This is a genomic window from Acidovorax sp. KNOB132, from assembly GCF_057541515.1.
Genome location: NZ_BAAJYT010000114.1, coordinates 1 through 11510, shown reverse-complemented (window position 1 = coordinate 11510; position 11510 = coordinate 1). Strand labels below are relative to the sequence as shown.

Annotated in this window: 10 protein-coding genes and 2 pseudogenes; 5 read left to right on the top strand and 7 right to left on the bottom strand. The window is 64.2% G+C overall.

The window, feature by feature from the left end; all coding sequences use genetic code 11:
* Positions 1-158 precede the first annotated feature (158 nt).
* From AC27IO_RS14895 to AC27IO_RS14880, 4 genes are all read right to left on the bottom strand, one after another.
* Positions 159-596 (bottom strand): OsmC family protein, encoded by a 438-nt coding sequence (locus AC27IO_RS14895; protein WP_498739430.1) that lies wholly within the window; start codon positions 594-596, stop codon positions 159-161.
* Positions 597-725: 129 nt separating this feature from the next.
* A complete protein-coding gene (locus tag AC27IO_RS14890) occupies positions 726-953 on the bottom strand; it encodes an ATP-binding protein (RefSeq protein ID WP_272566411.1) in 228 nt (75 codons plus the stop codon).
* Between the two features lie 65 nt (positions 954-1018).
* Positions 1019-1597, bottom strand: coding sequence for a hypothetical protein (locus AC27IO_RS14885; RefSeq protein ID WP_498739428.1), 579 nt, complete (start codon positions 1595-1597; stop codon positions 1019-1021).
* Positions 1597-2289 (bottom strand): hypothetical protein, encoded by a 693-nt coding sequence (locus tag AC27IO_RS14880; protein ID WP_498739427.1) that lies wholly within the window; start codon positions 2287-2289, stop codon positions 1597-1599. Before AC27IO_RS14880 ends, AC27IO_RS14885 begins: the two co-directional genes overlap by 1 nt.
* Positions 2290-2821: 532 nt before the next feature.
* On the opposite strand from AC27IO_RS14880, the gene AC27IO_RS14875 reads away from it, so the two are divergent.
* Positions 2822-4477, top strand: a complete 1656-nt coding sequence (locus tag AC27IO_RS14875) for an RNA-binding domain-containing protein (protein WP_498739425.1) — start codon at positions 2822-2824, stop codon at positions 4475-4477.
* Positions 4478-4581: 104 nt separating this feature from the next.
* Here the strand turns inward: AC27IO_RS14875 and gyrB are convergent, their stop codons facing one another.
* The 3 genes from gyrB to dnaA form a co-directional block, all read right to left on the bottom strand.
* Complete coding sequence (gyrB, locus tag AC27IO_RS14870; RefSeq protein WP_284409883.1) at positions 4582-7200, bottom strand: DNA topoisomerase (ATP-hydrolyzing) subunit B; 2619 nt, start codon at positions 7198-7200, stop codon at positions 4582-4584.
* A gap of 140 nt (positions 7201-7340) precedes the next feature.
* Positions 7341-8459: a DNA polymerase III subunit beta gene (gene dnaN, locus AC27IO_RS14865; protein ID WP_284397642.1), complete on the bottom strand. Its 1119-nt coding sequence runs from the start codon at positions 8457-8459 to the stop codon at positions 7341-7343.
* 131 nt (positions 8460-8590) lie between these two features.
* Entirely contained in the window at positions 8591-10012 is a 1422-nt protein-coding gene (gene dnaA / locus AC27IO_RS14860; protein WP_272566399.1) for a chromosomal replication initiator protein DnaA, read from the bottom strand.
* Positions 10013-10322: 310 nt separating this feature from the next.
* Here dnaA and rpmH point away from each other — a divergent pair, with 310 nt between their 5' ends.
* The 4 genes and pseudogenes from rpmH to AC27IO_RS14840 form a co-directional block, all read left to right on the top strand.
* Complete coding sequence (gene rpmH, locus AC27IO_RS14855) at positions 10323-10457, top strand: 50S ribosomal protein L34 (RefSeq protein ID WP_005798102.1); 135 nt, start codon at positions 10323-10325, stop codon at positions 10455-10457.
* A gap of 43 nt (positions 10458-10500) precedes the next feature.
* Positions 10501-11024 (top strand): annotated as a pseudogene (locus AC27IO_RS14850) (ribonuclease P protein component).
* The gene (gene yidD, locus AC27IO_RS14845; protein WP_284430579.1) at positions 11021-11317 is read left to right on the top strand and encodes a membrane protein insertion efficiency factor YidD; all 297 of its coding nucleotides are present in this window, start codon (positions 11021-11023) and stop codon (positions 11315-11317) included. The pseudogene AC27IO_RS14850 and the gene yidD overlap by 4 nt, the downstream one beginning before the upstream one ends.
* Positions 11314-11510 (top strand): annotated as a pseudogene (locus tag AC27IO_RS14840) (membrane protein insertase YidC); the annotation flags it as partial. The gene yidD and the pseudogene AC27IO_RS14840, both read left to right, overlap by 4 nt.

Here is an 11510-nt window from a genome sequence, read left to right as displayed (position 1 = left end):
GGCGACCCTGGAATAGCGCGACGGCTCAAGCGACCGACCAATGCCCCAAACGAAATGCATATTAATTTAATTAGCACAATGCCCTAGTATCGATTGCGCTGGAGGCCATTTCGGCCCCAACGCGCGGCGCCGGCCGCGCGGCGGCACGGCGCCTGCCGTCAGGCCTGGAGCGTGGCGGTCAGGATGATCTCGGGCACGCTCGCCAGGGCCTTGGACAGCGGGCAGTTCGCCTTGGCCTCGGCGGCGATCTTCTGGAACTGCGCCTCGTCCACGCCCGGCACCTTGGCCGTCAGCGTGAGGGCGATGCGGTCGATCTTGAAGCCCTCGCCCTCCTTGGCCAGCCGCACCTTGGCGGTGGTGTCGAGGGTCTCAGTGGAAATGCCGGCCTTTTCGCAGGCGAACGCGAAGGCCATCGTGAAGCACGCCGCGTGCGCCGCACCCACGATCTCCTCCGGATTGGTGCCCTTGCGGTCGTCCCCGAAACGGCTGCCGAAGCCATAGGGGTGCTGCTTGAGCGCGCCGGTCTCGGTGCTGATCTGGCCCTGGCCGGTCTTGCCAGCGCCTTCCCAATGGACGGATGCGGATTTTTCGGACATGCGGTGCTCCTTGTGCGGTGAACAACAAAACAAACAAGACGCGATCACAACATGCATGGAACCGATCGCGGGTGGGCCCAGCGCCCCGACGCCTGACGCGATTTGTCCTACAGCACCCGCGGGCAGCCCTCAGCCGGTGCGCACCATGCCGATCGCATCGAACGGACAGCGCACCGCACACAGCGCGCACCCCGTGCAGGCCGGCGCATCGTGCAGCACCGACTGCTTGCGCCCCCACGGCTGCGGGCCCGGCACCTGCAGCGACAGCACATGCGGCGGGCACACGGCCACGCACCAGCCGCAGCCGGTGCAGCGGGCGGGGTCGATGCGGGGCAGGGCCTTGCGCGGGGCGTTCATCGCAAAACGAAGAAGAAAAGAAAACGGAGAAGAAGCGGAAGGGACGTTCGGGATCTTGCCGCTTCCTACCGTGCAGGCACAAGCAGGTAGCCCCCTTCGAATCGGGGAGACTGGGTATCCACGCGCACGCAGGTCCTCGGCCGACCCTGGTGAGTGCACTGCGCGACCTCCAGGCCCGCGCCCGCCTTTCTGAGCCGATCCATGTCGGCCAACAGCATCTGCCGCTCGGCGCGCAGTGCCTTCAGCTCTCTTTCGGTCGGAGACAGGTAGGCCATCGCCGCCGCGATCAGGACCACCACGGCCAGTGCCCCCGTGCAGGCATACGCCAGCATCTTCCACTGCAGCGTTTCCTGCGCCGCTGCGAAGGTCCTCGTGGCCTCGGCAGCCGCCGCGTTCGCCTGGGCCCAGGTGGCGGTCATCTTCGCCGCGGCTTTTTCCGCGGCCGGCTCGAGCACCGTTTCGATGGCGGTGCCCACCGTCACAGGCAGCCGGTCGCTGGCCCGTTTCAGCGCGTCCGAGGCCTGGCACGACTGGACCACGGAGGCATCGGCCTTTTGCTGCAGCACCGCCGCCTGTTGCATCAGCGACTGCAGCATGTCGGACAGCTGGTGGATGCGCTCCACGCTGCGTTGTGCATCGTTCATCACAGAGACAGGCCTTTCCCCTGCGGCTTGTGCTCCAGGGCGCGCTCCTGCGCGATGCTGGCGCTCCGCTCGTCCGCCTGCTGCCGGTGGACCTGCAACTCCTGGCGCAGCTCCCGGATGCTTTCGAGCGCGATGTAGTGCAGCGTCCCGTCCTGGCCCACGGACACCAGCAGCCCCGATGAGGACGTGCCCGACTTGCCGGAGAAAGCGGCCACCGCGTCCAGATAGCGCTGGATGAGGGCATCGGGAAACTCCTCGGCCTGCGCCTTTCCCACCGTCTCCGCCAGCGATTGCGTGAATGCTTGAAAGTCGAGTGGAGGGCTCTGGCCCCCGGCGAAGTCCAGGTAGGGGCAGACCCGGGTGCGCCAGTCCAAGGGCCCCTTGGAGGACTCCACGTACCAATGGATGGCGCGGGACACCTGCTGCAGCGCCGGCTCGTTTTCAAGCGACAGCTTGAGGGTGTCGAGCTTGTCCGACTCCTTGTCGCTGTTGTTGGACGCCCGCTTGAACTCGATCAGCCGGATGACGCCTGGATAGCGGAGCAGCACATCCCCCAAGGGACCGTCGAGCGGCGTCTGCTGGAGCAGGTTCACCACCCCCGGCAACGGCTTGTCCGGAAACCGCCGCCCGATCACGAGCCCCAGGCTGTAGAGGAAATTGCCGATCAGGATGTTTTCGTAGGGGTCTTTCATTTCGTCTACCTCCCTGTGTTTTTTGGTCATTCAATTGACGCGGACTTTAACCAACGCGTCATACAACTTTTGATCAACTCGTTTCTTGGAATAACCTTCTGGCTCGGGTAAAAGCAGTCCTTCGGCCCACCACATGCCCACTCGATGCTTCCCATCACATCGCCAGATCTGGCGCCACCCGATACAACCGACCTCATCGAACCACTGTCCGCCTCACTGGCTTTTATCGGCGGCGGCGGTGGCAAGTTCTCATTCGACCCGGACGATAGCCAGCGCCCTCGCTCCCAATTCGTCGTTGTGCGGAACGGCGAAGGCGCTGCGATGGGAACCGACACTTTTCAGTTGCTGACTCACTGGTGCCAACTCCTAGCAGCGCTTGAGCGTGGCCGTGCATCAGTGAGAGTTCGTTCGTGCCTTTTCGAGCGAAACGCTGTTGGGCGCCGTCCGTTTCCCCCAGGAGTTTTCTGATGGATGCCAGTGCACTGCGAGCCACCTTGGAATCCTTGCTGGGACTGCGCGCGAACAGACGGTGGTGGAGTTCAAATCCAATTTGTCCGACGCCGAAAGGATCGGTGCTTACCTTTCAGGGCTTGCCAATACAGCAGCGTTGCAGGGACGAGATCGAGCCTGGCTGGTGTGGGGCGTAGAAGATGGCAGCCATCGGGTGTCGGGTACGGGGTTTGACCCGTTCCAGCAGAAGGTTGGCAACCAATCGTTGTCAATGTGGCTGCAGGTGATGACGAAACCCCGTGCCGACTTCACTTTTCATGAGTTGAGGTACGAAGGTCTCCATGTAGTGATGTTGGAGATACACCCTGCACGTGGGGCACCTGTCGCTTTTCAGCATGTGCGCTATATCCGCTTGGACAGCCATTTGGTGAAGTTGGCGGAATTTCCCAACCATGAGTCCCGTTTGTGGGGTGCGCTAGGTATAGCGGAGGATTGGACTGGGGTGGTGATGCCAGAGGCGTCGCTGGATGACTTGGACCACCGGGCCATTGATGCGGCGCGATTGCGCTATACCGAGTACTTGGTACGAAGTGAGCCAAATGGTGAACGCCATGAGGCCATCCGCTCCGAAGTTGCGGGCCTGGAGGTTTCTACCTTGCTGAACAAGGCGCGCGTGACCAAACAAGGGCGTGTGACACGTGCAGCCCTGCTGCTGCTGGGCAAGGATGAATCCGCACATCTGCTGGGCCCAGCAGATGCAAAGATGACCTGGATTTTGCGAGATGCGTTCAATGACACGGTCACTTCACAGCCATTTGGAATCCCCTTCCTTCTGGCGACCGAACAGTTGTGCGCTCGCATTCGAAATGTGACGCTGGACCACATGCCCGATGGGTCGCTGTTTCCCACGCCAGTGCCACAGTACGATAGTTGGGTACTTCGCGAAGCGCTGCACAACTGCGTCGCCCACCAAGACTATGTTCTGGGCGGCAAGATCAACCTAGTGGAGCACCCAGACCGGCTGGTGTTCAGCAACCTGGGGCAGTTCATTCCGGAAAGCGTGGCGTGGATGTTGGAACACCAGTCCCCGCCGGAGCACTACCGCAACCAATGGCTCATCGATGCGATGATCCGGCTGCGAATGATTGACCAGGCGGGCAGCGGCATACGTCGCATGTTCACGACCCAGCGCCAGCGGTTTTTTCCGTTACCCGACTACGAGTTTGGTCAGACTCCACAAGGGTTTCCACGTGTGGAGTTGACCCTGCAGGGACGGATGCTGGATTCCAAATTTGCGCGGGTACTGATGGCGCGCGCAGATCTGGGCTTGGGCCAGGTACTGCTGCTGGACAGGCTACAGAAGGGCCAAACTCTTTCAGCAGCAGAGGCCAAGAGCTTGCGTGATCTGGGGCTGATTGAAGGGCGCGCCCCAAGGTATTTCATCTCAGCCAAGATGGCCGATGCCTTGGGGCAGAAGGCGAAGTACATCCACCAGCGCGGCCTGGATGACCGGTACTACCAAAAGCTGGTGCTGGACTATCTGCAGCAGTATGGGCAGGCCACCAGAACGGATTTGGATGCCCTGTTGCTTCGGAAGCTACCCGACGTTCTGACTGAAGAGCAGAAAGCCAATAAGGTCAAAAATCTGATGCAAAGCATGAAGCGGGCTGGGCTGATAAAGCCTCACGGCGCGCGCTCTGCGGCCATTTGGCGTCTGTGCCAATCCATGGATAACTGAACCACGGCCCATGGTGTTTAACCATGGGCGTGGTTCTAAGTCATTGATTTTTATATTGTTTAATGCTGTTTCAAGCTGCTATTTAGACAAGATATCCGGTGTCCTTAGACATCAATATTCCCCGCCCGCAACGCATTCGTCTCGATGAAATCCCGCCGCGGCTCCACCTCGTCGCCCATCAGCATGGTGAACACCCGGTCCGCCTCGATCGCATCGTCGATCTGCACGCGCAGCAGGCGGCGCACTTCGGGGTCCATGGTGGTTTCCCAGAGCTGCTCGGGGTTCATTTCGCCCAGGCCCTTGTAGCGCTGGCGGCTGGTGGTGCGTTCGGCTTCGCTGATGAGCCAGGCCATGGCCTGGCGGAAGTCGGACACTTTTTCTTCCTTCTGCTTCTCGCCTTCGCCGCGCAGGGCCTTGGCGCCCTCGCCGACCAGGCCGCGGAAGGTGCTGGCGGCTTCGGCCAGGGCGGCGTAGTCGGCGCCGTGCACGAAGTCCTGGGTGATCAGGCTGCTCTTGACGTTGCCGTGGTGGCGGCGGCTGATGCGCAGGATGGGCTTGTCGGTGCGCACGTCGAACTCGCCGGCCACTTCAGCGGGGATGCCGTTGGTGGTCAGCTCGCGCAGCTTGGCCTGCAACTGCACGGCGCTGGCTTCGGCATCGGCCACGGTGTCCAGGTTCAGGCTCACGCCGTCGGCGATGGCGCGCAGGGCCTCCTTGTCCATGAAGGCGGACAGGCGGTGGATGACGGCCTCGGCGAGCTGGTGCTTTTGCGCCAGGGCGGTGAGGGTGTCGCCGGTCAGGGTCTGCGGGCTGGCGCCACCGGTGGTCACGCTGGCGTCCTTGAGCGCGATGCGCAGCAGGAAGGTGTCGAGCGCGGGGGCGTCCTTCAGGTACAGCTCTTCCTTGCCGGCCTTGACCTTGTACAGCGGCGGCTGCGCGATGTAGATGTGGCCGCGCTCGACCAGCTCGGGCATCTGGCGGTAGAAGAAGGTCAGCAGCAGGGTGCGGATGTGGGCGCCGTCCACGTCGGCGTCGGTCATGATGATGATGCGGTGGTAGCGCAGCTTGGCAGCGTCGAAGTCGTCCACGCCGCTCTTGCCGGATTCGACCGCGGCCTTGCCGATGCCGGTGCCCAGGGCGGTGATGAGCGTGACGATTTCATTGCTGGTCAGCAGCTTTTCGTAGCGCGCCTTTTCCACGTTCAGGATCTTGCCGCGCAGCGGCAGGATGGCCTGGAACTTGCGGTCGCGGCCCTGCTTGGCGGAGCCGCCGGCGGAGTCGCCCTCGACGATGTAGATCTCGCACAGCGCGGGGTCTTTTTCCTGGCAGTCGGCCAGCTTGCCGGGCAGGCCCATGCCGTCCAGCACGCCCTTGCGGCGCGTCATTTCGCGCGCCTTGCGGGCGGCTTCGCGGGCGCGGGCGGCCTCGATGATCTTGCCGCACAGGATCTTGGCGTCGTTGGGGCGCTCTTCCAGGTAGTCGGTCAGCGTCTTGGCGACGATGTCCTCCACCGGCGCGCGCACTTCGCTGGACACCAGCTTGTCCTTGGTCTGGCTGCTGAACTTGGGCTCGGGCACCTTCACGCTCAGCACGCAGCACAGGCCTTCGCGCATGTCGTCGCCGCTCACCTCAACCTTGGCCTTCTTGGCCAGTTCGTGCGCGTCGATGTACTTGCCGATGACGCGGGTCATGGCGGCGCGCAGGCCGGTCAGGTGGGTGCCGCCGTCGCGCTGCGGGATGTTGTTGGTGAAGCACAGCACCTGCTCGCTGTAGCCGTCGTTCCACTGCATGGCCACCTCGACGCCGATCTCGGTGCCGGGAATGCCGCCGTAGGTTTCGGCCGGGCGCGCGCCCGTGGCGTAGAACGCGGTGGGGTGCAGCACCTTCTTGTTGGCGTTGATGAAGCCGACGAAGCCCTTCACGCCGCCGGCGCCGGAGAAGTCGTCTTCCTTGCCGGTGCGCTCGTCCTTCAAGCGGATGCGCACGCCGTTGTTCAGGAACGAGAGCTCGCGCAGGCGCTTGGCCAGGATCTCGTAGTGGAAGTCGTTGTTCTCTTTGAAGATCTCGGTGTCGGGCAGGAAGTGCACCTCGGTGCCGCGCTTGTCGGTGTCGCCGATGACCTTCATGGGCGAGATCTCGACGCCGTTCACGGTCTCGATGATGCGGTTCTGCACGAAGCCCTGGCTGAACTCGAGCACGTGCACCTTGCCCTCGCGGCGCACCGTCAGGCGCAGCATCTTGCTGAGCGCGTTCACGCAGGAGACGCCCACGCCGTGCAGGCCGCCCGAGACCTTGTAGCTGTTCTGGTTGAACTTGCCGCCGGCGTGCAGTTCGGTCAGCGCGATCTCGGAGGCCGAGCGCTTGGGCTCGTGCTTGTCGTCCATCTTCACGCCGGTGGGAATGCCGCGGCCGTTGTCGGTCACGCTGATGGAGTTGTCCGAGTGGATGGTGACGACGATGTCGTCGCAGTGCCCGGCCAGCGCCTCGTCGATGGAGTTGTCCACCACTTCGAAGACGAGGTGGTGCAGGCCCGTGCCGTCGGACGTGTCGCCGATGTACATGCCGGGGCGCTTGCGCACGGCCTCCAGGCCTTCCAGGATCTGGATCGCGCCTTCGCCGTAGCCTTCGCTGGCGCCCGCCTGCTGGGTGTCGATCTTGGTGAAGGGCTGCGCTTCGCCCGCGCCGTCGGAGGAAGGCTCGGGCAGGGTGTTCTCAGCGGTCATGGATGGCCTTGGGGTCCGTGGAAACCGGGGGGTTTCCTGAATGTTCAATAAGGGTCAAATCGGCCTCCAGCGCATATTCTTCTAGGGCATATAGCTACAAAAAACATAGCACTCACCCCCGGCGCTGGAAGACGGGTGCGTCAGATGCGCATGGGCATCACGACGTACTTGAAGGTCTCGTTCTCGGGGATGGTCAGCAGCGCCGAGCTGTTGCCGTCCGACAGCTCCACCTTCACCATGTCCTGGCCCATGTTGGCCAGGGCGTCGATGAGGTAGGTGACGTTGAAGCCGATCTCGATGGTGTCGCCGCCGTAGTCGATGTCGAGTTCGTCCACGGCCTCTTCCTGCTCGGCGTTGTTGGACGCCACGCGCAGGGTGCCGGGCTCCAGGTTCAGGCGCACGCCCTTGAACTTGTCGCTGGTCATGATGGCGGTGCGCTGCAGGCTGGCCAGCAGCGGGGCGCGGCCCAGGGTCACGCTGTTCTTGTGGTTCTTGGGGATCACGCGGTTGTAGTCGGGGAACTTGCCCTCGACCAGCTTCGTGACGAACTCCATGCCGCCGAAGGTGAACTTCGCCTGGTTGTTGGCGAACTGCATCTCGATGTGCGGCTGGTTCTCGCCGCCCGCATCCGACAGCAGGCGCTGCAGTTCCAGCACAGTCTTGCGAGGCAGGATGACTTCCTGCTTGGGCACTTCGACGTCCAGCGTGGCGCTGGCGAATGCCAGACGGTGGCCGTCGGTGGCGACCAGGCTCAGCTGCTGGCCTTCGGCCACGAACAGAATGCCGTTCAGGTAGTAGCGGATGTCCTGCACCGCCATGGCGAAAGACACCTGGCCCAGCAGGTCCTTGAGCACCTTCTGCGGCACGCTGAAGGCGGGGCCGAAGGCGGCCGACTCCTGCACCAGGGGAAAGTCCTCGGCCGGCAGCGACTGCAGCGTGAAGCGGCTCTTGCCGCCCTTGAGGATCAGCTTGGACTGGCTCGACTCCAGGCTCACGGTCTGGTCGCCGGGCATGGTCTTCAGGATGTCGATCAGCTTGCGCGCGCCCACCGTGGTGGTGAAGTCGCCCGTGTCGCCGCCCAGCTCGGCGGTGGTGCGGATCTGGATCTCCAGGTCGCTCGTGGTCAGCTGCAGCGCGTTGCCCGTCTTGCGGATCAGCACGTTCGCCAGGATGGGCAGGGTGTGCCGGCGCTCGACGATGCCGGACACCGATTGCAGAACCGCGAGAACCTTGTCTTGTGTTGCCTTCAGGACAATCATGTCGTCAACCTTTGGTGGTTTTGGGAAACGTGCCAGGACGGCGGCATGGGCCATGCCCCCTCATGCCGTCCAGCACGCCATTTTGCCCGTGAACCGGGCGCGCTCCGTGGGGGTGCGGGGCCACTTCGGCATCAACCCTTGAGCGTCTGCTCCAGCACGTGCAGCTGCTGGTTCAGTTCGGTGAGCTGCTGGCGCTCGCCGGCGATCTTGCGCACCGCGTGCAGCACCGTGGTGTGGTCGCGCCCGCCGAACAGCTCGCCGATCTCGGGCAGGCTCTTTTGCGTGAGCTCCTTGGCTAGGTACATGGCGATCTGGCGCGGCCGGGCGATGCTGGCCGGGCGCTTCTTGCTGTACATGTCGGCGACCTTGATCTTGTAGTAGTCGGCCACCGTCTTCTGGATGTTTTCCACCGAGATCTGCCGGTTCTGGATCGACAGCAGGTCGCGCAGCGCCTCGCGGGCGAGCTGGATGGAGACTTCCTTCTGGTTGAAGCGCGAGTACGCCAGGATCTTGCGCAGCGCGCCTTCCAGCTCGCGCACGTTGCTGCGCACGTTCTTGGCGACGAAGAAGGCCACTTCCTCGGGCATGTCGGCGCTTTCGGCGCGGGCCTTGTTGATCAGGATGGCCACGCGCATTTCCAGCTCGGGCGGCTCGATGGTCACCGTGAGGCCGGAGTCGAAGCGCGAGACGAGCCGCTCGTGGATGTTGGCCAGGCCCTTCGGGTAGGTGTCCGAGGTCATCACGATGTGGCTCTTCTTGGCCAGCAGCGCCTCGAACGCGTTGAAGAACTCTTCCTGCGTGCGGTCCTTGTTGGCGAAGAACTGCACGTCATCGATTAGCAGCAGATCGAGGGAGTGGTAGTGCTCCTTGAACTCGTCGAACGTGCGCCGCTGGTACGCCTTAACCACATCCGACACGAACTGCTCGGCATGGATGTAGAGAACTTTCGCGTCGGGCTTGTCGGCCAGCAGCTTGTTGCCCACCGCGTGCACCAGATGGGTCTTGCCCAGGCCGACGCCGCCATAGATGAAAAGGGGGTTGTACAGGTGGCCGGGCGAGCCCGCCACGTGCATGGCCGCCGAGCGCGCCATGCGGTTGGCCGTGCCCTCGACCAGCGTCTCGAACGTGAGCGCGGCATTCAGGCGCGAGCGGAAGGCACCAGCCACCGGCTCGTCACTGGGCGCCGCGGCGGGCGTGGGCTCGGACGACACCACCTGCCCCGTCGGCGTGGATCGCACGTAAGTGCGGGCAACGGTCTCGCGCTGAGCGAGCGCTAACTCAAGCGACACCGGCTGGCCGTAGAGGCCTTCCAGCAGGGCCGCGATGCGGCCGGCGTATTGCGCACGGATCCAGTCGAGCTTGAAGCGGTTGGCCACCAACAGGGTGACCTTGGAGAAGTCGGGAGCGACCTGGGCGGTGAGCGGCTTGATCCAGGTGTTGAACTGCTGCTCTGGCAGGTCTTGCGCAAGCTGCTCGACGCAGGCTTGCCACAGTCCTTGTCCGGCATCGGCGCCTGGGTCGTTGTCGGGGCTGCGGGAAGGTTCCTCGGTCATTGATGGCGGTTCTTGTTGTGGATAGGAGGAACGATTCAGGGCCGCAGATTGTACCTTTTCAAGGGGTTATCCACAACCTCGGCCAGGGCGCCCACGGCGCGCGCCACCCGCGCCGCAAACCCCCTGTACTGCCGCCTCGCCATTGCCACGCCGGCACAAGCCTGCAATAATCGCCGGTTTCCCTGAATGCGTTCAGGGCAATAACGCCCGGGCCAAGCGCTTTGATCTTGATCGAAGTGCCGCATCCGGAGGGCCTGGAACCCGCATCTTGCGAGTTGCGCCCGGAACCTAACCCTCAAGGACATTGACCATGAAACGTACTTACCAGCCTTCCAAGACGCGCCGTGCGCGCACCCACGGTTTCCTCGTGCGCATGAAGACGCGCGGCGGCCGTGCCGTCATCAACGCACGCCGCGCCAAGGGCCGCAAGCGCCTGGCCGTCTAAGGCCGCCACGGCACTCGGCCCGGTTCCGGGCGGGAACCCTCCCATGCAACGGCTGAAAACCCGTCCGCAGTTCCAGGCCGCCATGGCCGGGGGAACGGTCTCCCGCACCGCACACTTCGCACTGCACCGACTGGGGCTCGCTCCCACCGGCGCAGCGGCCGCATCGCCTCCCGCACCTCCCACAGGGCCCGGCCCCTTGCCTGATGCGCAAGGGCCGCAGGCCCTGTTTGGCATGGCCGAGCCGCCCGGCGTCTGGCTGGGCGCCATGGTGCCCAAGCGCTGGGCCCGCCGCGCGGTCACCCGCAACACCATCAAGCGGCAGATCCATGCCGTGGCCGCCTCGTTCGAGTCCCAGTTGCCGCAGGCGCGCACGTGGTGCGCCTGCGGGCGACGTTCGACCGAAAGCAGTTCACCAGCGCCACGTCCGATGCCCTCAAGCAGGCGGTTCGCGCCGAGCTGCTGCAGCTGTTCGGCTACGCCGTGCGGCGCAGCGGCGGCGCTGCTGCAACGGCCGCTGGGGCACCGACGGCGGCGGCGCCCCAGCCCGCCCCGGCGCCTGTGTCATGATGCGCGCGCTGCTGATGGCGCTGGTGCGTGGCTACCGGCTGGTGCTGAGCCCCTGGCTCGGATCGGCCTGCCGTTTCGAGCCCACGTGTTCGGCCTATTCGCTGCAGGCACTTGAACGCCATGGCGCCGCAGCCGGAACTTATCTGACGCTGCACCGTCTGGCACGGTGCCAGCCCTGGTGCGATGGAGGGCATGATCCGGTGCCCGAAGAACCGCCCCGCGCATTGCGGCTGTTCTCGCGCCTGTCTCCTTCCACGTCCTCCACCCCCTCCTCACCGAAGAAGTCTTCATGAACGACATTCGCCGCACCATCCTGTGGGTGATATTTGGCTTTTCCATGGTTCTGCTATGGGACAAGTGGCAAGTGCACAACGGCCACAAGGCCACCTTCTTCCCCGGTGCAACGCCTGCCGCCGTGGCGCCCGCGTCTTCGGCGCCGGCCGCCTCTGGCACCGCCGGCGCTTCCACCGTGCCGGCCCCCACGGC